23 protein-coding genes, 1 tRNA gene and 1 other RNA gene are annotated in these 19911 nt (G+C 44.1%); 19 read left to right on the top strand and 6 right to left on the bottom strand.

Annotation, left to right across the window (positions count from 1 at the left end; genetic code table 11):
* The first annotated feature begins 275 nt into the window (after window positions 1-275).
* Genes Q7P41_RS11905 through Q7P41_RS11865 form a run of 9 tightly spaced genes read left to right on the top strand, consistent with a single transcriptional unit; the run spans window position 276 to window position 6742 of the window.
* Window positions 276-1268 carry a glycosyltransferase family 9 protein gene (locus Q7P41_RS11905; RefSeq protein ID WP_303884529.1) on the top strand — a complete coding sequence of 331 codons (993 nt, stop codon included), beginning with the start codon at window positions 276-278 and terminating at the stop codon, window positions 1266-1268.
* Between the two features lie 17 nt (window positions 1269-1285).
* Complete coding sequence (gmhA, locus tag Q7P41_RS11900) at window positions 1286-1864, top strand: D-sedoheptulose 7-phosphate isomerase (protein WP_303884528.1); 579 nt, start codon at window positions 1286-1288, stop codon at window positions 1862-1864.
* Entirely contained in the window at window positions 1854-2582 is a 729-nt protein-coding gene (locus Q7P41_RS11895; protein ID WP_303884526.1) for a nucleotidyltransferase family protein, read from the top strand. Before gmhA ends, Q7P41_RS11895 begins: the two co-directional genes overlap by 11 nt.
* 12 nt (window positions 2583-2594) lie before the next feature.
* On the top strand, window positions 2595-3575 hold the full coding sequence (locus Q7P41_RS11890) for a GDP-mannose 4,6-dehydratase (RefSeq protein WP_303884524.1): 981 nt from the start codon (window positions 2595-2597) through the stop codon (window positions 3573-3575).
* A complete protein-coding gene (locus tag Q7P41_RS11885; protein WP_303884522.1) occupies window positions 3566-3994 on the top strand; it encodes a hypothetical protein in 429 nt (142 codons plus the stop codon). Before Q7P41_RS11890 ends, Q7P41_RS11885 begins: the two co-directional genes overlap by 10 nt.
* 4 nt (window positions 3995-3998) lie before the next feature.
* Window positions 3999-4574, top strand: coding sequence for an HAD family hydrolase (locus tag Q7P41_RS11880; protein ID WP_303884521.1), 576 nt, complete (start codon window positions 3999-4001; stop codon window positions 4572-4574).
* Between the two features lie 60 nt (window positions 4575-4634).
* Window positions 4635-5666, top strand: coding sequence for a lysylphosphatidylglycerol synthase transmembrane domain-containing protein (locus tag Q7P41_RS11875; RefSeq protein ID WP_303884519.1), 1032 nt, complete (start codon window positions 4635-4637; stop codon window positions 5664-5666).
* Entirely contained in the window at window positions 5663-6229 is a 567-nt protein-coding gene (locus Q7P41_RS11870) for an isoprenylcysteine carboxylmethyltransferase family protein (protein WP_303884517.1), read from the top strand. The genes Q7P41_RS11875 and Q7P41_RS11870 overlap by 4 nt, the downstream gene beginning before the upstream one ends.
* Before the next feature lie 6 nt (window positions 6230-6235).
* Window positions 6236-6742: a methylated-DNA--[protein]-cysteine S-methyltransferase gene (locus Q7P41_RS11865; RefSeq protein WP_303884515.1), complete on the top strand. Its 507-nt coding sequence runs from the start codon at window positions 6236-6238 to the stop codon at window positions 6740-6742.
* Here the strand turns inward: Q7P41_RS11865 and Q7P41_RS11860 are convergent.
* From Q7P41_RS11860 to Q7P41_RS11850, 3 genes are read right to left on the bottom strand one after another with little or no spacing between them, the layout of a single operon-like run.
* Window positions 6719-7963: an NADP-dependent malic enzyme gene (locus Q7P41_RS11860; protein WP_303884513.1), complete on the bottom strand. Its 1245-nt coding sequence runs from the start codon at window positions 7961-7963 to the stop codon at window positions 6719-6721. The two genes, Q7P41_RS11865 and Q7P41_RS11860, sit on opposite strands and share 24 nt — an antisense overlap.
* Before the next feature lie 14 nt (window positions 7964-7977).
* On the bottom strand, window positions 7978-8787 hold the full coding sequence (locus Q7P41_RS11855) for an MBL fold metallo-hydrolase (protein ID WP_303884510.1): 810 nt from the start codon (window positions 8785-8787) through the stop codon (window positions 7978-7980).
* Window positions 8788-8793: 6 nt separating this feature from the next.
* The gene (locus Q7P41_RS11850) at window positions 8794-9351 is read right to left on the bottom strand and encodes an isochorismatase family protein (RefSeq protein WP_303884508.1); all 558 of its coding nucleotides are present in this window, start codon (window positions 9349-9351) and stop codon (window positions 8794-8796) included.
* 140 nt (window positions 9352-9491) lie between these two features.
* Between Q7P41_RS11850 and Q7P41_RS11845 the strand changes: the two genes are divergently transcribed.
* On the top strand, window positions 9492-10127 hold the full coding sequence (locus Q7P41_RS11845) for a hypothetical protein (RefSeq protein ID WP_303884506.1): 636 nt from the start codon (window positions 9492-9494) through the stop codon (window positions 10125-10127).
* A 92-nt stretch (window positions 10128-10219) separates the two neighbouring features.
* Here Q7P41_RS11845 and thiS read toward each other — a convergent pair whose 3' ends face one another.
* The 3 genes from thiS to Q7P41_RS11830 are packed head-to-tail and all read right to left on the bottom strand — an operon-like array spanning window position 10220 to window position 13001.
* On the bottom strand, window positions 10220-10417 hold the full coding sequence (gene thiS / locus Q7P41_RS11840; protein ID WP_303884503.1) for a sulfur carrier protein ThiS: 198 nt from the start codon (window positions 10415-10417) through the stop codon (window positions 10220-10222).
* Between the two features lie 4 nt (window positions 10418-10421).
* Window positions 10422-12590 (bottom strand): aldehyde ferredoxin oxidoreductase family protein, encoded by a 2169-nt coding sequence (locus tag Q7P41_RS11835; RefSeq protein ID WP_303884502.1) that lies wholly within the window; start codon window positions 12588-12590, stop codon window positions 10422-10424.
* Window positions 12591-12617: 27 nt separating this feature from the next.
* Window positions 12618-13001, bottom strand: coding sequence for a 4Fe-4S binding protein (locus Q7P41_RS11830; RefSeq protein ID WP_303884500.1), 384 nt, complete (start codon window positions 12999-13001; stop codon window positions 12618-12620).
* Window positions 13002-13205: 204 nt separating this feature from the next.
* Here Q7P41_RS11830 and Q7P41_RS11825 point away from each other — a divergent pair, with 204 nt between their 5' ends.
* The 9 genes from Q7P41_RS11825 to Q7P41_RS11785 form a co-directional block, all read left to right on the top strand.
* Entirely contained in the window at window positions 13206-14531 is a 1326-nt protein-coding gene (locus Q7P41_RS11825) for a pyrimidine-nucleoside phosphorylase (RefSeq protein ID WP_303884499.1), read from the top strand.
* A gap of 147 nt (window positions 14532-14678) precedes the next feature.
* A tRNA-Pro gene (locus Q7P41_RS11820) sits at window positions 14679-14756 on the top strand.
* Between the two features lie 62 nt (window positions 14757-14818).
* Window positions 14819-15277 (top strand): SsrA-binding protein SmpB, encoded by a 459-nt coding sequence (gene smpB, locus Q7P41_RS11815; RefSeq protein WP_303884497.1) that lies wholly within the window; start codon window positions 14819-14821, stop codon window positions 15275-15277.
* Window positions 15278-15631, top strand: a transfer-messenger RNA (tmRNA) gene (gene ssrA, locus Q7P41_RS11810).
* Between the two features lie 343 nt (window positions 15632-15974).
* On the top strand, window positions 15975-17213 hold the full coding sequence (locus Q7P41_RS11805; protein WP_303884496.1) for an NEW3 domain-containing protein: 1239 nt from the start codon (window positions 15975-15977) through the stop codon (window positions 17211-17213).
* 2 nt (window positions 17214-17215) lie between these two features.
* Window positions 17216-18148: an ABC transporter ATP-binding protein gene (locus Q7P41_RS11800; RefSeq protein WP_303884493.1), complete on the top strand. Its 933-nt coding sequence runs from the start codon at window positions 17216-17218 to the stop codon at window positions 18146-18148.
* A gap of 6 nt (window positions 18149-18154) precedes the next feature.
* Window positions 18155-19093, top strand: a complete 939-nt coding sequence (locus tag Q7P41_RS11795) for an ABC transporter permease (RefSeq protein WP_303884491.1) — start codon at window positions 18155-18157, stop codon at window positions 19091-19093.
* A gap of 95 nt (window positions 19094-19188) precedes the next feature.
* A complete protein-coding gene (locus Q7P41_RS11790) occupies window positions 19189-19677 on the top strand; it encodes a Na+/H+ antiporter subunit E (RefSeq protein WP_303884489.1) in 489 nt (162 codons plus the stop codon).
* Window positions 19674-19911 (top strand): monovalent cation/H+ antiporter complex subunit F (locus tag Q7P41_RS11785; RefSeq protein ID WP_303884488.1); only part of this gene is annotated, 238 nt, incomplete at its 3' end. The genes Q7P41_RS11790 and Q7P41_RS11785, both read left to right, overlap by 4 nt.

Raw genomic sequence — 19911 nt, 5'->3', positions numbered from 1 at the left:
AAATAACACAAAGCGGGCTTTTAGCTTAAATTCAAAGGCCGGGCCAAGGTTTAAGCTCATCAGCTCACTGCTTAAGGTCGAGCAGCAATTCCAGTTAACTATAAACAATAGGCATTTACTTTGTTATTTTCGAATAAAAGCAAGAATTTTTTAGGGACTTTTTAAAATTTGCTTCCCTTAGTAGTGCGGGCAATTTGTTTACTTGCTCCAGATGATAAAATATTTTAGGCATGATAGGATTAGATTATCTTAATTTTTAATACGGGGGAAACTTTGTGAAAATAGATCCACAGAAAATTAAAAAGGTGCTCGTAATAGGGCTTTCTTGCCTTGGCGATATGGTGATGGCATCGGCTGCTCTGTGGAATTTAAAGCTCTTTCTGCCGAACGCCAAATTTACGGTATGGGTTGGTCCCAGGGCCTTGGGAGCTGTTTCAGGAGATCCCATGTGGGATGAAGTTATGATTTACGACAGAGGGGGAGAGTTTGCCGGATTTAAAGGCAGGATAAAAGCTTTAAAGCTTATGAGATCTGGCAAATACGACTTAATCATAGATTTAAGATCTACGATTATGCCGCCCTTTTCTGGGGCACGCTATTCCCCCCTGTGGGGTTTAAGGGAGGTCTTTCTGCCCAAGACCTTACATGAAGCAGAAAGGACATTACAAGCCATGACCTCCCTCGGGGTGCCGATAAAAATTAGACAGTTAAGATTCTACATTCCCCAAGAGCTAAGAAAACTCGTCAAGGCAAAGCACTCTGATAAAGTGCGCGGAAGGAAACTCGTAATATTTAATCCCGGCGCGAATTGGCCTCCAAAGAGATGGCCGATACGCAATTTCATTGAACTGGGCAATCTGCTAATTTTGGAACATGGTGTTGTAATAGGCGTGATAGGGTACTCAGAGGAAGAACAAAACTTAGGCAGGCAAGTTTTAGACAATCTCCCTTATGACGATACTCTTGATCTTACGGGAAAAGTGCCTTTAAGAGAGTTAGGTGCTTTGCTTGAAACGTCCTCCTTATTTGTCACCAATGACACCGGTACGTTGCACATAGGCAGCGCTGTTGGTGTTCCTATGGTCGGGCTCTACGGTCCTTCTAGTCCTGAGAGGTATGGTCCTTGGGGAACGAAGCATCGAGTGGTCGCCCCTCCCATGTCATGCGCTCCTTGCGTCGGTAAATCCTGCTTATATGATGATTTTGCCTGCATATCCAAAATAAGGGTAGATGACGTATTCGAGGCATGCGAAGAACTTTTAAATTAGGAGGAGGGATATCGCGATTGATAAAGTTGATAGAAGAACAAATCAATGCTTCCGTTGAGCTAAATAAACTACTTTTAAAAGACGATTTGCTTGAAGCTGTGAAGAAAGCTGCCGATCTGGTTATAGGAGCTTACAAAGAGGGAGGCAAGGTATTGTTTTGCGGTAATGGGGGCTCCGCTGCGGATGCTCAGCATTTGGCAGCCGAATTAGTGGGAAGGTTTAAAAAAGAAAGAAGGGCACTTCCGGCCATGGCCTTGCATGTCAACACGAGTGCTTTGACCGCTATAGCAAACGACTATAGTTACAATGACGTCTTTGTCAGGCAAGTTGAGGCCTTCGGAAGGCCCAAGGACGTATTGATTGGAATTTCTACGAGCGGCAAGAGCGAAAACATCCTGAGAGCCCTCGCTTTGGCCAAAGAAAAGAGTTTAAAGACGATCGGCTTTACCGGAATGAACGTGGCTAACATGAGACCTTTGTGTGATGTGCTTTTAAGTGTTCCATCTGAAGACACGCCAAGGATACAGGAAGTTCATATGTTGTGGGGGCACATAATTTGTGGCTTGACGGAGGGCGAACTTTTCGATGGCAAATAACGAAAGATTGGCCGTCATTCTTGCTGGCGGGTTGGGTACGCGCCTAAGAGGGGTTGTTTCAAACGTTCCTAAGGCATTAGCACCCGTAGCAGGAAAGCCTTTCTTAGATTGGCTCCTGACTATGCTCAGACGCAAGGGTGTTGATAGAGTATTGTTGCTTTTAGGGTATGGCGCCGAAAAGATCATGGCTTTTGTCGGAGATGGAGATAAATGGAATGTTAAGGTGGCCTATAGCTTGGAAGAAGAACTTTTAGATAAGGCGGGAGCCTTGCGAAATGCATTGCCGCTTATAGACGAACGGAGTTTCTTTTTTTTGAACGGAGATACCTTGTTGGATTTGGATTATGACGAAATGTTAAGTTTTCACTTAAGCAAAAAGGCCAAACTTACCATAGCCGTCAGGCCGTGGAAGGACCTTTCACGCGTTGATCCGGTCAAAGTGGACAAAAATTCCAAGGTGATTTCCTTTGCAGAAAAAAATATCCCTCCCGAAAGCGATGGCTTCTGGTTAATTAATGGCGGCGTCTACATCGTTGAAAGAGAGATAGTGGAAGAACTTCCCTTGAAGCGTTTATCATGGGAGGCAGCGGTGATCCCTAAATTGGTAGAAAATGGGGTCGTTTACGCCTACAAATCAAATGGTTACTTCATAGACATAGGCGTTCCTGAAGATTATTTTAGGGCACAAAAGGAAATCCCCGAAATTCTACGTTTTTAGGAGGTTATTTGGTTGAAAAAAGCTTTTATAACAGGAATCGGTGGATTTATAGGATCACATCTCGCTAAACATATGGCCAAGGCGGGCTATGAGGTTTATGGTTCATATTTTCGCCCAACTTCTGACATGAAAAATGTGCTCCCCTTTGCCGCAAAGGTCTATAACGTAGACGTAAGGTATAAGCCTCATTTAAAGGAAGCCTTGGCCGAAGTTAGACCCGATGTTATATATCATTTGGCCGCTCAAAGCTATCCGATGGAATCCTTCAGGGAACCATCCTATACGATGGAGACCAATGTCATGGGGACACTTAATTTGTTTGAGTCTATCATAGAGTTAGAGTTAAAGTCTTCAAGGATAATGCTGGCTTCCTCTACAGCTGCTTATGGCTTCATCGATCCCTCGGAAACTCCCGTTACTGAGGAGCAACCCTTTAGGCCAGCTCATGTATACGGCGTTTCAAAAGCCGCCCAAGATTTGCTCGGGTTTACCTATTTCAGCACTTATGGTCTTGATATAATAAGGCTTCGCATTGGTAATTGCGTAGGCCCTGGCAGGAAAGGCGAAGTCGTATCGGATTTTACTTACAGGAGGGCTAAAATTGAGCTAGGCATTACGGAACCAATCTTTCGCGTCGGAAACCTTCATACAAAAAGGGCGTTTCTTGACGTGAGGGATGCCGTTGAATCTTTCTCGTTACTAGAGGAAAAGGGCAAAAGTGGCGAGGCATACAACGTATCTGGAGAAAATCCTTGCTCCATAGAGGAATTGCTAAGTATGGTATTAAAAACTTGCCCGGTAGAGGTGGATGTAGTCGTTGATCAAAGCCTGGTTAGAGAAAAAGATGAACCTATTTACTGGAACGATTTAAGCAAGCTTAAAAGAGAAACAGGTTTCGTTCAAAAAATTCCTTTAGAAAAAACCGTTGAAGACATGATTAAGTGGTGGGTAGATAACTTAAAAGAAAGCAGAGGGTTAGGACAATGTTTGTAGATATTGATGGTGAAAGGCGTGATGTGAAAGAGCTCGTCATAGAAGCTTTGGAAGAGACTAAAAAATATATTCCCGTTGTCGTGCAAGGAGTGGATTTGGTCGCGGAAAAGCTGGAAAATGAAGAGACGCAAGAGGCGTTAATGCTCATGTCTAAACTGATGGAAGGCATTAGCTGGGTTATGAGAGTCATTCAAAATAGCATATTGTTACTAGGGCTCAAAGGTGAAAATTTTGCCGATGGCAACTTGCTGGAGGTTAGCCAAGCGTTGACCCATTCTCTTGAGGACGCAATGCCTTGTTTGCAGGAAGGCAAGTTTTTTGAGTTGGCATTTCGTCTGAGAGAAGAAATCTTGCCTAGATTCAGAGATATAAAACCTTACGTGGATGAATTACACGATATAGCCATCAAGGGGGAGTAAATCCTTGAATGCTGCCGTTTTTTTGGATCGAGATGGCACTTTGATTAAGGAAGTGGGATATCTTTCTTCCCTGTCGCAAATCGAGATATTGCCGAATGTTCCCGAGGGGTTAAAGCTGCTAAAGTCACTGGGATATTTTTTGATCGTGGTCACGAATCAAAGCGGGGTAGCACGAGGGTTTTTTAGTGAATCCTTCGTATTGCAGGTTCACTCTGTCCTTCGGGAAATGCTGGCCCAAAAGTGCGTTCAAATAGACGCTTTTTATTATTGTCCGCATCATCCCACGGAAGGCTTTCCGCCTTACGATATTGACTGCGAGTGCAGGAAGCCAAAAACTGGAATGCTGAAGGAAGCCGCGAGAGCGTGTAACATAGATATTTCGAGATCATGGGTGATTGGAGATTCTTTGGTAGATATGCAGCTTGCGCGAAATGCAGGCTGTAGAGGTGTGTTACTTGGAACCGGTCATGGGCGTATGATTGAACAAAATGGTGTTCATGAACCGCCGTTTTTTTACGCCGTAAAAGACGATCTTTTGGAAGCAGCTAACTATATAGCCTCAAATAACGCCAGGGCCTAAGATATATTTGAGACAAAATCAAAAGAAAAGTTTTTCTAAATAGTGGGGAGGCCGCGTCTTTTGTCATTGAGAAGGGGCTTAATGTGGTTTGTAGGGTTGACGATATTCGTAGGTATTTTGGTCATACATTACACGAGTGATAGCGAGACTTGGCACCTATTAATGCAAGCAAGATATTTAGGAGTTGCCCTGGCCTTGATTTTAGCGGCTCTGGGCTGGGTATTTGACGCACTCCGCATACAGGTCATAGCTGAGATAATGGAAGAACGTGTACCCTTTAAAACCGCCCTTTCATTGGTTTTTTTGAATGCCTTTGGTTCTGCTATTACACCCTTTCAAAGTGGGGGAGGCCCGATCTTAATATATGTTCTTCGCAATAACGGCGTTCCCATTGGCAAGGGACTGGCCCTGGCTTTAACTAGGACGGTTGTGACTGTCGTCGTGTTGGGAGTTTTCGTTCCCTTGTCATTGCTTTTTGTTCCAGATGTATTCAAAGAAAGTGTTGCCATGATGGGTGTATTTTTATATGCAACAATTTTTGCCCTTTTATTTGGCATTTTGGTCATTGTGAGCATTGTAAAATCTGATCTTATTAAACATTTAGTAAAAGTGGTGACGTTACGGATGGACCGACTTGACGTCTTTAACTTGCGCGTATTTTCAATAGTGCGTTTCTTTAATAAACAAATAGATCTCTACGCACAGAATATGAAATTGCTCTTTACTGGTGGAATTTTCAGGTTTGCCTTGTTAGTATTTTTAACACTTGCCTATCTTTTTTCTGCCATTTTTGTTTTACCCGTTCTTGCTTGGGCTCTTGGGATAGGCATATCCATTAAAAAAGCTATTTTGATCCAAGGTCTTTTCTTTTTTGTTTTGTATTTTGTTCCTACTCCCGGAGCTAGCGGTATAGCAGAAGGTGGAGGCGCGGCCATTTATAAAGTCTTGGTCCCCCTTAATATTGCAGGCGTTTTGTCAATAGGATGGCGATTCTTTACTCACTATTTATCTATTTTCATAGGAACCATTGTGGCATTCGAGACGATAGGGATGGAAATCATATCTGCAATTCTAGAAAGGAAAAAGCAATGAACCTAATTGAGGTTAGAAAGGCTGCCTTTAAATGGAGAGGTGGCATATGGACGGCATTTTACTTAGTAATATTCTTTCTTGCCAAACCTATATACGAGGGTGTTTTACTCGGGCTTATGTTTGTGATTGCAGGTCAAGCGATCAGGTTTTGGGCAGCCGGTTCAATCGGACTGTATAGAGGGGTAGAGGTCAAGGCATCTTGTTTGGTAACTTGGGGGCCTTACGCCTTCGTCAGAAATCCCTTGTATCTTGGCAATGGCATAATTGGGCTGGGATGGGCAATGATGGCCGGAGGGTGGAGCATCCCGGTATTTATTGTCGCTTTTGTGCTTGTTTATTGTTTTCTTATAATACCCTACGAAGAAAACTTTCTTGAAGAAAAATTTGGCGATGAATACCTTAAATACAAAGCTAAAACTGGATCTTTGGTGCCAAAGAGGTTGCCCTCAAAGGAAGAGGTTAAAGGTCCTTTTTCCTTTGAAGTGTTGTTGAAAAGCGAAAGGCATTCCTTGCATGTGACCGTAGCTGGAACTGTCTTGCTCGTGACTAGGCTGTGGTGGTGATGGATTATGGAAATAGTTATCATGAATTATAGAGATGTAGAAGCGGCAAGTTCATGTGTATTATCAAGTCCCCTTTGTGCTTTTGAAATAAAATTTTATGGCAACATAATCATACAAGTAAAGCCCACGGATTTGCTGCCCATTGGCGATCCGCCTCTTTGGTTGCGGGAGGTTTGGAAAGGGCTTTGGAATGGCGAAAGGCTTGAAGTTACGTTGGGTTCTTTTAAAAAACCCTCAGTTCTTGCTGAGAAGGTTTACGACGTTGTAAAAGACATACCCTTTGGAAAAACCAAATCTTACAGCGAGGTCGCCTCTTTGGCTGGAAAGCCGAGGGCGTCGAGAGCTGTGGGAACGATCTTGCGGAATAATCCGTGGCCCCTTTTTGTGCCTTGCCATAGGGTTATAGGCAAAAACGGCAAGTTGTTAGGTTATGGCGGCCCTCAGGGAGTAGAGTTGAAGAGGCGTCTCTTGATCTACGAAGCGAAGGTTTTAAACAATTCTTCCGCCAAATAACCTCTCCCATGTCTTGGCGTATACCTTGTTTTTTGGTAATGGATTTAAGGCTATTCCTTCCTCAATGGCTGTTTGAGCAACGGCTTCTGCTATCCGTGGAGTAGTTTCGTCGCTGAATATGGGCGGTACTATGTTGTCAGGCGACAGACGTTTTTGGTCTATGGAACTTGCAAAACCATCGGCTGCCTCCAAAAGCATGGCAGTAGTTATGTTCCTAGCACGAACATCGAGCGCTCCTCGCATGATGCCTGGATACACTTGAAAGCTCGCAATTGGGTTAATCGTGGTGGTCCAAAATTGGCTGCTGGCAACTACAGCGGCTCCTTTTTCCTTGGCCAAAACCGGGCTTATTTCCGGCTCGGGTAAAGCCAAGGAAAAGACAATAGGATTTTTATTCATTAACTTTATGTAATCGGGATCAAAGGCGTTTTTTGTAGATAATCCAATAAAGACATCTGCTCCGGACATTGCCCCTTTTATGTTTTGGTAATCCATACTTACGTCGAGGCTTTCTGCCAGTTTGGCCTGCTCGCGATTCATGAAAGGATTAGAAGCTGTAAGGATTCCATGGCTATTTACTACAATGACCTGCCCCGCTCCGGCGCTAAGCAGTAGTCTTGCCGTTGAAATGCCGGCTTTGCCGGCTCCCCATATGATTATTTTTATGTCAGACAGGTTTTTCCCCACCACGATTAAAGCGTTTTTAAGAGCACCAAAGAGCGCTACAGCTATCCCGTAGTGATCATCCGAAAATACAGGTATATCCAGGGAATCTTTTAATTTATCTAAAATATCAAAAGAAGTTAATGATGATATGTTGGATATGTTCAAACCCCCGACGGTGGGGGCAACTAATTTGCATACTTCTATAATCTCTTGGGCATTTTTAACCTCTAGACAAAGGGGAAAAGCGTCGATGTCTCCAAAAGCCTTAAAGACCAGACATTTCCCTTCAAGTATTGGTAGTATGGCATAAGGATCCTGTTTTTCAAGGCCTAAAATCGAGGATCCGTTCGAAACGACAAGAATGCTGTTACCCCTTCCTGTGTATTCAAAAGCGGCTTCTCGGTCCTCGGCAATTATGCTTGCCACAACAAGACTTCCCGGAAAGTATGCATAGGCCAAATCGTCCGTTGTGCGAAGCTTGGTTGATGGGCCCATCTTTACTTTGCCTTTAACTCGCTTATGTAGCTCAATTGCATGATGCCGCTCTATTAACATGATATATCCTCCTATCAAATAGGTTTAAAAGTCTCTATTTCGAACTCCTGTCCATCGAAAGGTGCCACTACCTTGCAGTAATCTTTTGATAACATCGAGGCTATCCTTTCTGGTCCTTTTTCGACCACACCTCGGCCAAAATGGTTTAATATAATCATTTTGGGGTTCACATAATCTCTTATAAGTGCTACGTGGTCTGCGCCTAAGTGATCTATGCCATCTCTAACACGATGAAAGGTCATATTGATTATTAAAATTTCACATCCTCCATACCTTTTTATGATATCTTCGTCATAACGCGTGTCACTGATGAGCCCTAAAGGTGCTATTTTTGGATGTTTTAATATGAAACCGTAACATTCCACGCCATGGTGAATTAGCTTGACCGCCTCGATACTCCCATCGTGTAGTTCGGTTTCTTTTTTATCTTGCCAATAATAAACGTTTCCTATTTTTGTTTGAAAGTGGGAAAGCAGGATGCGACCTTCCCCGAAAGCGGCGTCCTCAGGGAGAATGAGGGTGCCACGTCTTTTAAAACCGCCGTGGGTTACAGCTTCTACCATTACGTTTATATCATTGCTATGATCCAAGTGCTTATGGGTGAGAATGATAGTTTCGAGGATCTCTGGAGCAAATGGTTTCCCGGCCTCGCAGATCTTCACAAGTGATCCAGGTCCGGGATCGATTAGGACGTGGTGCCCGTAAAGACCCAACCATATACCCGCTGTGGAACGAGTCTGGTTTATCATGACAAACCTCGCTCCGCCCGTTCCAAAAAACTTTAGGAAAGCTCCGTTGTAAAAAAGGTCGAAATCATCCTGCATTACTCGTCATTGCTCCTTGAAGTAGGGCAACATCTCCTTAAATTCAGGAGTCCCGGACACATTTAGCCATTGATATACTATGCTTTCAGTGGGTAGCACAAGGGCTCCGCATTGTGAAGCGGCTTTAAGCGCCGCGAGATTATGTTCTTCTTGCCTGCTTCCCACCGCTTCCAGTGCAACAACTACCTGGTATCCTTCCTTGAGCAAATCTAAGGTTGTGGCTAAAATGCATATGTGTGTTTCAATTCCCGCCAGTACGATTTGTCTTCGTTCGTTTCCAAGAAAATCAATGAAGCCAGGTTCATCGTAGCAGGAAAAGTGCACCTTCTCAAATCGGGGGGTTTCGGGGGGGAGAAGGTCTGATATATCTGAAACTGTTGGCCCAAGTCCTTTCGGATATTGTTCAGTGTATTTTACGGGGATAGAAAGTACTTGTGCGCACCTTAGCAAAAGCTTAGAATGTTTTACGATTGATTTGTTATTTGCTATGACAGGCAACAGTCGCTCTTGAACGTCTATTATTACCAGCTGAGATTGATTTTTTTTAAGCTTATAGGATATCATGGGATACAGTCCCCTTTCTATGGGTTATTTTATATTTATTTTGCTTCAAAAGCATTAAATTTTCCACTAGAATTTTTATTACCATTGTGTTATTCTCGTTCGGCCATCAACTGTACAGGATGGCGGGAGGTGTAGGAGTCATGACGAATAAGAAGGATAGACATGATGCTGACGACAGCGAACAACTTTATGTGGAGGATTTGTTGAAGATGATGTCCATGCAAGAGTACCCACCGTTTATAGAGAGGTTGCTCTCTCAGATGCAAGGGTTCATGTGGGGCTTCGTGTCAGATGGCGATGAGGTCAAGCGTATAGAGGATCTCGCATCCGAAGGGTATGATCTCGATGACCCCCAGTATATGCTTGAACAGCTGGCGTGGGTCAAGGAATACGCTGACTTAGTAGCTCCTGAGATTGAGGAATGTAACCATGAAGAGGCAGTAATTCTTTCTTTTACTCCAGTGGATAACGAGGAAGCGATAAGATGGGCCATAGATCACGCAGCGCTATTTGCTCGTGATATCTGCCGCAGAATATGGATCATAGGAGAAAATTGGGATTTAAGCGAGGTGCTTCAGTATTCAAAGCATATGAAGGCCCTAGCAGAAATCGGTGTTTCACTTCGCTTCCTTCTTCTAACACCTTGGGGTTGGGCTGAAGTCCCGCTTTTTAAGGAAGTAAGCAGTGACGAAAAACGTGGCTTACTCTGGAAAGGAAAGCTTCGGAGAAGAAACAATAACCTGCCCAAGAGTAACGATGATAGCAAGACACCTTAGCTGAAGAAAACCAAGGGGGCTTACGCGCCCCTTTGGTTTTTTGATGTTAAGATGGATTAATTTAACGAAGTTAAGGGATAAATTTAATTAAATCATCCACCACATATCATGTGAATGACCTTAACATCGTCTCCATCGTTAACAATAGTTGTTTCAAATTTATCGCGAGGAATGGGCTTGTCGTTTATCCAAACTCCGATCATAGGAAATATGTATCTTTTTGCTTCGAGGATGTCTTTAACCGTTAACCCTGGACGCCACTGCATTTCCTCGCCATTTACCTTGATCACGTATTTATTCCTCCCACTCATCCTCGGGTTTTAAGTGTTTTTTCACCACTTCGACGACTTCCGGATAGTCTATTCCTAAACGCTCTAAGGTCTCTATGGTTGGAATACCATTTTTGTTCCAGCCCCGGCGCTTGTAAACAGCGTCAACCAGTTGCTCCCATTGAGGTAAGCGATATTCTTGGAGTTTCTTGATTTTTTCCTCGGTCGTCAGTCCTTCAGGATCAATGCCAGTAGCTTTTAATTCGTTATCGTAATACTCAGCTCTTGCTTCCCACTCATCCGGGAATACTGGACCTATCGCCCTTAAGGGGATATAGTGGTCTTTGCGAGTTCCTTTGCCGAGTCTCAATTGGAAAACGCGCTGGAAGTTATAAACTTGCTCGGATTGTATTATGAGCTCCTCTTTTGTGATATTTTTTCCCGTAACGGCATTAAAGAGATCCACGTAATTTTGAACGTGTTCCGGAACTTTGGCGGCCTCTATGCCTTTGTATTTGATCACGTTGTCTGCAGGTTCAATGTCGTTCCACGGCAATTTGCACACACCCACCAATGAAAACCATAGCCTGAAGTTTGGAAAGTAGTGGAGTGCTTCGGCTTTATCCTCAAAGGTGGGCAGTTGCTTGTTAATCCTGTCCATGAATATCAACCAGGCCTCATCGTGCTGAGGGCCTTTAAGGGTGAGGAAATAACCGCCCCATTGAGCTACTGATTCCTTCGGGACGTATTCCGAAACCTCTATGCCTTGGCCTTCCATCCCTATCTTTTCCATCACTTCGAAGGGAGCTCCATATTTTTCAGCAAATATCTTTTTCATTCTATGTACGCCAAGCCCTACAATACGTGCGAATTCATCGTCTCCACGACCTATTCTGTGTATCAATTCCATTAGATCGTCTTTCGAGCCGAACTTCAGCTCAAGTCCGTTGGTGATGTCTTTATTCAGAAAACCCAATTCGTAGCATTCGCACACAAAGGCAAACCCTGTTCCCGAAGATATGGTATCGATGCCGTAGTGGTCAGCATAAAAGTTTGCCTCGATGATCCATTCCGGATCGAATATGCCGATGTTTGATCCTAATCCTGCACATGTCTCGTATTCAGGACCATCAACGGTGACTTTTTTCCCCTTTAGAGGACCTGTCTTAAGTTCAAAACCATCAACGGCTTTGGCGCAAGCCATAGAACATCCATGCCAGCATCCGTCGGGGATTCCTTGTGTAAAGAGCTTTCCAAATACCTCAGAATGGATTTTATCAGCCTCCGGGTGTTGACCAAACTTGTAATTGTGAACGGGAAGTAGGTGGTACTCATTCATTATTTCGTTTAAATGAGGCGTTCCTACCTTGCGCATTTTGTTTTGCTGGTCGTCTAAGTCTCGAATTTCTTTATGGAGTTTAAGCCCGACCTTTTGTAAAGTGGATAAATCAGCCGGGTTGTTGCTCGTTGGACCGATTCCTCTTTTTCTTACAACGATTGCAGCCAGTTTCTTATTTCTAAAGACCGTGCCGCCTCCGCCCCTTCCTGCTTGCTTTAAGCGCGGAGCTTTACGACGCAAGTCATAAAAGCTCATGTTTAGACATCCCCAATAGGAGTTTTCCGCGCCCTTGCCCGTTGATACCACTGAAATATTACGCTTGTCTTCTTCGTTTTCTGCAAAGTATTCGTGTAAGGCTTCAGTCACGGTAAATGCGTTTACATCTTCAAAAGGTGATTCGTAAATTTCCACTTTATTGTTGTCTCCATCGATGAAAACGATGACGTCGCGGTCAGCTTTGCCCTGAATTTCTAAGGCGTCCCAGCCAGAAAACTTTAGAAGGGGACCAAAATGACCACCCGCATTGCTGTCGTAAGTTTGTTCAGTAAGCGGTGAGATGAAAACTGTGTAGCATTTCCCGGAACCAGGATATTGCGTGATGCCACACAAAGGACCGCCTGAAATCACCAGCTCGTTTTCAGGATCGTTCCACTTTGTCGTATCCTTTACAGCATCCCACAGCAGTTTAAGGCCAAACCCCCTTCCTCCGATGAATTTTTCTTTCATATCTTCGGATACAGGTTTTTCTTTAAAGCTAAAACCCCCAACATTGACGTAAAGAGTCCTTCCTGCGTAACCCCTTTGTATCTTCACCGGTTCGTATTCCCATTCCGCAAGAAGTTTCATTTTATTCATAAATATCTCCCCCTTTATCCCCCTCAGTTAATCTTGCATTAGTTCGAGTGCTTGCGAAGGGCACTCCTTGCTGCAGATGCCGCAGGCTATGCACTTGAACGGCTTGTCTTTTTGATCAGCTATGAACATGCTTTCTGTCGGACAAAACCCTGCGCACATTAGACATCCTACGCACTTGTTTTCATCACATCGAACAACCCCGCTAGCGTCTCGATTGAGAGCCAAGGTAGGACAAATATCGATGCATATGCCACACTGATTACATACGTTAATTTCATAGCCCGAGTCCTTTTGCAATACTTTGATCCTTGACAGCTCCTTGTTCTCCTCTTTGAACCAAGTCTTCGAACAAGTTAACATACAGCTTTCACATCCTACGCATCGCTCCGGATAAGTTGCAAGCCACTTCACGTCTCTCCCCCCTTAGTGTCTTGATTTTTTTCTCCTTCCCCCCAAAATGACTTTAAGCGAATAGGTGCTTTAAAAATTATATCATAATTATAATTATGATATAATTCAGAGTTTAATCATAGGTACTAGTGGAATTTGCAGGAAACTCGGATTATTTATCGATTACAATGGATATATTAAAGGGGGAGGCAGTGCCAGCAAGACATGAGAGTAGTTGATATCATAAAAAAGAAAAGAGATGGTATCGCTTTAACGGACGATGAAATAAACTTTTTCATGAAGGGTTGTTCATCCGAAGATATTCCTGATTATCAAATAGCAGCCCTTTTAATGGCTATATATTTCAGGGGCATGAATGACAGGGAAGTTGCTTCCTTTACAGCTTCCATGGTGCATTCCGGCAAGGTTGTGGACCTTTCGGGCATTAAAGGTGTTAAGGTTGACAAGCACAGCACAGGCGGAGTAGCCGATACGACAACTTTAATTGTTTGTCCCTTAGTTGCCTCTTGCGGCGTTCGCGTGGCCAAGATGTCGGGCAGGGGACTTGGACATACCGGAGGAACGCTGGATAAATTAGAAGCGATTCCCGGCATGAGGGTCTATTTGTCCCTTGAGGAGTTTGTTGGCATCGTAAATGCGATTGGCATCTCTATAATAGGCCAAACGGAAGATCTCGTTCCGGCGGACAAGAAGCTTTATGCCCTTCGAGATGTAACCGCTACGGTTGACTCTATTCCGCTCATAGCCAGTTCCGTCATGAGCAAAAAGATAGCCGGTGGTTCCGATGCCATAGTCTTAGACGTAAAAGTTGGAGAAGGTGCCTTTATAAAAGATCTTAATGATGCTCTGGCCTTGGCAAAGGTAATGGTAGGAATAGGCGAAAGCTTCGGCAAAAGGACAATAGCAGTCATAACAGATATGAACCAACCCCTGGGACGAGCCATAGGCAACTCCCTTGAGGTGATAGAGGCATGTGAGGCATTAAAAGGGCATGGTTCGAAGGAGTTAATGGAGGTGTGTTTGACGCTTGGAAGTTATATGTTGATCTTATCCGGCATTGCGCGAAGCAGCGGCGAAGCCCGGGAGATGCTTCAGGATGCGCTTGTCACCGGTAAGGGAATGGAAAAACTTAAAGAGATGGTCAAGGCACAAGGTGGAAATGCCAATGCCTTAGAAGATTACTCTCTTTTGCCACGTGCCAGAATTAAATATGAACTCAAAGCGCAGGAAGATTGTTACGTTTCGAAACTGGAGGCAGAAAAAATTGGAATGTGCGCCATGATGCTCGGAGCGGGTCGATCGAAGAAAGATGATAAAATTGATCATTCTGTTGGCATAGTATTATATAAAAAAGTAGGAGATCATGTATGTGAAGGGGAAATAATCGCCACGATCCACGGAAACGACGAGGGGCTTCTTGAAGATGTATTGCCGGAGGTTAAGGATGCTATTAAAACGTCTAAGCAAAAGGTACCAGCGAACAAGCTGATATATGCTGTGGTGAAAGATGAAGGCGTAGAATTATTATGATCCGACATATTTCATGCTTAAAGTGAGCGAAAAATGCTATAAACATTTGGTGGCAAATTCATTGTTGGGTTTGTGCAAAAGTTTGCTAGTGAATTTTTAAAAATCTGGTTGAAAATAACGCTCCTTTGATGATAATATGATCACGCTCGGGGCGTAGCGCAGTTTGGTCAGCGCGCCTGGTTCGGGACCAGGAGGTCGGAGGTTCAAATCCTCTCGCCCCGACCATTTTTTGATCAATATTGACTATTTCGGTACATTTCGGTATACTTTGACTTGGAGGAGGGATTATGGGCAGAAAGATAATCGCTCAAAACAGAAGAGCGCGACATGATTACTTTATATTAGAAACCTATGAAGCTGGACTCGTCCTTACAGGCACCGAGATAAAGTCGGTTCGGGAGGGGCGGGTTAATTTAAAGGATGGATACGCCAAAATAGAAAATGGCGAATGTTGGTTGTATAACGTCCATATATCGCCGTACGAAAAAACTGCTTATTATAATCACGATCCTTTGAGACCAAGAAAGTTGTTGCTTCGAAAGGACGAGATTCGTAGGCTAATTGGCAAAACTCAGCAAAAGGGCTTAACGCTTATACCGCTTTCTATATACCTGAAAGACGGTAAATGGGCTAAAGTTGAGTTGGCGTTAGCGCAAGGCAAAAAAGTCTACGATAAACGTCGTGCGATTGCCGAAAGGGATGCACGACTTGAGATGGAAAGAGCACGAAAGGTAACTAAGCGTTAAGGGGGCGAAAGGTTTCGACGGCATGTGGAGGGTCGTGAGGAGCGGGTCGAGGTCTCCGCAAGCCTCGTTAAACAGGCGGAAAAAACAATAAGTGCCAAAGAAAACTACGCACTGGCTGCTTAAGTAGCGGTCACGCTTGCGATATCGTTGCCACTGCGATATCGACAGGCGTCACAATAGGTGGCAAGCCCTCAGACATCTCCTCCCTGTCTGAAGGGACATTCTGGGAGGATAGGCAAGCGAGATCCTGTCCCTGGGAGAGCGCTTAGCCGAAAATTAAAACAGGGACTACGCCCGTAGAACTTCACGGCTGGCCCTTGTCGGACGGGGGTTCGATTCCCCCCGCCTCCACCAGAAAAATTCAGACAGTCAATGGGACAACTTCCAAGGACTGTCTTTTTTTGTATCCTTTTAGACTGCAAATATTTAATTCCTCCAAGCATTCCGTGTCATCAGTTGAAGTTAGGTGTATTTGATGATTTGGCCCATGACAAAAATTTAGGAGCAGTAGCCTTGAGTCATCGCAAAAGATGCATGAAAAGAATCTGGATCCAAATTTTTTATAATTACCCACCTAACAGATTTGTGAAGAAGTTAGCATGTATGGAGTGTTAAAACCTCCTTGAACTTTCTAGAATAGTAGGGTATTCTTTCTTTTGACATAAAACAAAAATTAGCTGGGAGGGTGAGGGGCTCAATGCACACAACAATGAATGTGCACAAAAAATACTTTATATTAATTCTAATAATTGGAGTATTGTTTACTTTCTTGGCCAGTGAGGCAACTGCGCAGCAAAGAAATTTTGCAGTTCACATCCCCTTTACCGGGATTGAAATGGGCACGGAAGACGAAGTTCACGTAGACGTTAATTTGAGAAACATGACAAATGACGATGTTGATGTCAAACTTGAAGTAGAACGCGATCCCAAAGCTGACAATTGGGATGTAAGGTTTGTGAGCTCCCAATGGGGCGGCTTTGGAGTCAGCAGGGTACGATTGGGGACGGGAGATGAAAATAAAGAAGTCAATATAAAGTTACGTATTAAACCGGGTGAGAACGCAGAGCCTGGAAACTACAAGTTCATCGTGAAGGCATCCGCAAATGGGGTAGCACGTGAGTATCCGGTTTTTGTGCATCTTAAAGGCGGCAAAGTGGCCGTTGATGCTGGTGCTGGCAGGATTGAGCTCGAAACGAAATATCCTGTATTAGAAGGAGCGGCTGGCAAATCATTGAGCTTTGAAATTAAGGTGAAAAACAATTCCGATAAAGAAGTAGTCGTTGATTTTGTCACTGTTACGCCATCTGGTTGGAATGCTTATGTCACCCCCAGATGGGAAACGGATAAACGAATTAATTCGATAAAAATTACTGCAAACTCGAGCGAGACCTTGAATTTTACCGTTGTTCCTCCCATTGAGACGGAGAAAGGCGAATATCCTTTGGAGTTTCATACTAAGGCCGGGGATAGCGACGTGAAGCTGGATCTCAAAGTAGTGGTGGAAGGTACATATAAATTGCAGATTGTTCCTGAGACCAGAAGGCTTAACTTCGATATAGTGGCCGGCAAGGAAAGCCAGCAGATATTCTACGTATGGAACGAAGGTTCTGCACCCATAGAAAATATATCCTTCTTAGTCGCTAGCAAGCCTGAAGACTGGGAGATCACGTTTAAGCCCGATAAGATAGGCGTTCTTGAGCCATTAGCTAAGACGGAGAAACCGGAGATAGTAGAGGTTATTTTTAAAGCTCCCGAAAGGACGATCCCGGGAGATTATCAAGTGGTGCTTACGGCAGCAGGCGACCAGGACAAACGATCCATCGAGCTCAGGGCCACCGTCAAGGTTCCCACCACTTGGGGATGGATAGGCGTTGGCATTATTATAGTAGTTATTGCGCTACTTTTTGGGATTTTTGCAAAGCTTAAGAGGCGATAAAGATGGCCTTGGTGGTTGAGGTTCAGGATCTCGTAAAAGACTATAACGGCTTTAAAGCAGTAGATGGCGTAACCTTCCACGTGGCCCAAGGCGAGATCTTCGGGCTCCTTGGGCCTAACGGGGCAGGAAAAACGACGACTATACTGATGCTACTGGGAATGACCGAGCCGACTGCCGGGGTTGTGCGCGTTTGTGGGTATGACCCGAATAAAGAACCTCTCGAGGTTAAAAGGATTACTGGTTATTTGCCTGAAAACGTGGGTTTCTACGAGGACTTAACGGCGAAGGAAAATTTGCTTTACCTTACGAAGCTTAATGGAATACCGGAAGATGTGGCTATTAAAAAGATAGATAAAGTTTTGACCACTGTCGGGCTTTTAGAGGTTAAGGATAAGCTAGTGGGTACTTATTCTAAAGGAATGAGGCAGCGTCTTGGATTGGCCTCTGTTCTTATAAAAGAACCGAAGCTTGTTATCTTGGACGAGCCAACTACGGGCATTGATCCAGAGGGCACCGAACAAGTATTGGATCTGATACGTAAAATGAGCAGGGAGATGGGGGTAAGTATTTTGCTGAGCTCTCATCTCCTATATCAAGTGCAGCAAGTTTGCGATAGGGTTGGGATAATGTTTAGGGGCAAAATGGTTGCCCAAGGAAGCATAGAAGAAATTGGCAGGCAAGTTTTAGGCGAACGAGAGGGTATCATGAAATTGACTTACGACTACATTAGCGATGAAGCATTAAGCAAGCTCGACGGGATAGATGGAGTACTCGAAAAAAAGATTGCGAACAATTCCATTATCTTAAAGTTTAATGAAGAAAGAAAGCTCGACATAGTGCGTGAGGTCGTTATGAGGGGGTTCCTTCCCATCGAGGTTAAAGGGAGGGAATATAGCTTGGAAGAGATTTATATTCGGTACTTCCGAGAGGAGTGATATTATATGAGCGGCTTACTTTCCGTGTTCCTCAAGGAATTAACCGATCAATTCGGAAGCAGGCGATTCATGCTGATAGCTTTGATCGTAGTTATAACGGGGCTATTTTCTTCATACACAGCTTCGGAAGCATTAAGAGAACAACAGTTTCTGAACGAGGAATATTTGTTTTTAAGTTTATTTTCCTTGTCAGGTGGGGGGCTTCCCTCGTTCCTATTTTTCATAAGCTTTTTCGGTCCTCTGCTTGGAATTATCCTTGGGTTTGATGCCATTAATGGAGAGCGTACGAGGGGAACGCTGAGTTTAATACTTTCTCAGCCCGTTTATCGCGATGTCATAATAAACGGGAAGTTTCTCGCCTCCATTGCTACTGTAGCTATAATGATTGCAAGCATCATGGTGATGATTGCTGGTATCTCCATTGCAAAGTTGGGGGTCGTTCCAAATGGGCAAGAGGTAGCCAGGGCCTTTTTATTCTTCATTGCGTGTATTTTGTATATAGCTTTTTGGACCAGCCTTGCGATTCTTTTTTCCATAGTTTTTGAAAAAAGCTCTACCTCTGCGCTAACGTCTATTGCGATTTGGATTTTTCTAGCATTTTTCGTTTATATGATAGCTGGTGTCATAGCTGATGAAGTTTATCCTATAACCAGGCAATCCACGCCGGAGCTGCTCGCAAAGCATGAAAGTTTGAGGACAATGTTACTGCGGTTTTCGCCGGCTGTGCTGTTGGAAGAGATTTCTGCTGCTATCTTAAATCCGACTGTGAGAGTGTTCGGGCCCATGTTTGAAACTCAATTGCAGGGCCTCATTTTAACGCCGCTCTCGCTGAGTCAAAGTGTGCTTGTGGTATGGCCACAATTTGTGGCGTTGGTTGCAGCTTCCATTATTTGCTTTGCCGTATCGTATTTGGCGTTTATGAGAAAGGAAATCAGGTCAACTTAAAACCATATTTTCCGGGCTTGTTCCAAATGAGTTTTAAGCAGTTTCATGCACTAGTTTGTTTTTTAACGTAGTCCCGAAAGGGGGGTGTCCGTTTAATGGTTATTTTTATAGCATCGGTCGTCATGTACTTGCTCTTTGTATGGTCCGGAGGGATGATTCCGCTAAGCGAAGTGGTGATAGCGATCATTTTGGGCGCAATAATTACCTATGCGTGTCGCTCATGGAGTCCTGGATTATATAGGATGACTGCCCTGCGACCGGACAGGTGGATAAAGCTGATTGCTTTTATTTTTGGCCCCTTTCTATGGGGAATGACTAAAGCAAACCTTGATGTTGCCTATAGGGTCATAACGGGGAAAATTAATCCCGGCATCGTGCGTGTGGAAACTTCCTTGAGAAATGCCTACGCAATTACTATGTTGGCTAACTCCATTACGCTGACCCCGGGTACCTTGACTGTTGATGTCGATGAAGATAATGGCACTTACTACATTCATTGGATCAACATAACAAATATCGAGCCAAGTGGTAGAGATGTTTACGGTCCCTTTGAGGATTGGGCTAAGAAGGTGGTGGAGCTATGAGTGCATTTGCACTTGTATTTTTAATACTTGGCATGGCAATTCTCGCCGTGACCGGGCGCTTGATAATGGGACCTACCATTCCGGATAGAGTCGTGGCTTTGGATACGATTAACACCTTGGTGGTCGCGGCAATGATAATCCTCGGCGCTATATTTGACTCCATCGTCATGGTGGATATAGCGATCGTGTATGCTGCATTGTCTTTCGTTGGCACCTTGTTCATCGCACGTCACG

This window comes from Acetomicrobium mobile, from assembly GCF_937920065.1.
Note: the sequence above shows the minus strand (reverse complement) of the source record. Positions and strands in the feature narration are given on the sequence as shown.

Bases quoted from the DNA above. Each gene is read 5' to 3' on its own strand.
- Q7P41_RS11800 (WP_303884493.1), top strand. From the start codon at position 17,216: ATGGCCTTGGTGGTTGAGGTTCAGGATCTCGTAAAAGACTATAACGGC.
- Q7P41_RS11825 (WP_303884499.1), top strand. From the start codon at position 13,206: ATGAGAGTAGTTGATATCATAAAAAAGAAAAGAGATGGTATCGCTTTA.
- smpB (WP_303884497.1), top strand. From the start codon at position 14,819: ATGGGCAGAAAGATAATCGCTCAAAACAGAAGAGCGCGACATGATTAC.
- Q7P41_RS11850 (WP_303884508.1), bottom strand. From the start codon at position 9,351: ATGATATCCTATAAGCTTAAAAAAAATCAATCTCAGCTGGTAATAATA.
- Q7P41_RS11845 (WP_303884506.1), top strand. From the start codon at position 9,492: ATGACGAATAAGAAGGATAGACATGATGCTGACGACAGCGAACAACTT.
- Q7P41_RS11795 (WP_303884491.1), top strand. From the start codon at position 18,155: ATGAGCGGCTTACTTTCCGTGTTCCTCAAGGAATTAACCGATCAATTC.
- Q7P41_RS11870 (WP_303884517.1), top strand. From the start codon at position 5,663: ATGAACCTAATTGAGGTTAGAAAGGCTGCCTTTAAATGGAGAGGTGGC.
- Q7P41_RS11865 (WP_303884515.1), top strand. From the start codon at position 6,236: ATGGAAATAGTTATCATGAATTATAGAGATGTAGAAGCGGCAAGTTCA.
- Q7P41_RS11790 (WP_303884489.1), top strand. From the start codon at position 19,189: ATGGTTATTTTTATAGCATCGGTCGTCATGTACTTGCTCTTTGTATGG.
- Q7P41_RS11855 (WP_303884510.1), bottom strand. From the start codon at position 8,787: ATGCAGGATGATTTCGACCTTTTTTACAACGGAGCTTTCCTAAAGTTT.
- Q7P41_RS11835 (WP_303884502.1), bottom strand. From the start codon at position 12,590: ATGAATAAAATGAAACTTCTTGCGGAATGGGAATACGAACCGGTGAAG.
- Q7P41_RS11805 (WP_303884496.1), top strand. From the start codon at position 15,975: ATGCACACAACAATGAATGTGCACAAAAAATACTTTATATTAATTCTA.
- Q7P41_RS11895 (WP_303884526.1), top strand. From the start codon at position 1,854: ATGGCAAATAACGAAAGATTGGCCGTCATTCTTGCTGGCGGGTTGGGT.
- Q7P41_RS11885 (WP_303884522.1), top strand. From the start codon at position 3,566: ATGTTTGTAGATATTGATGGTGAAAGGCGTGATGTGAAAGAGCTCGTC.
- Q7P41_RS11860 (WP_303884513.1), bottom strand. From the start codon at position 7,963: ATGTTAATAGAGCGGCATCATGCAATTGAGCTACATAAGCGAGTTAAA.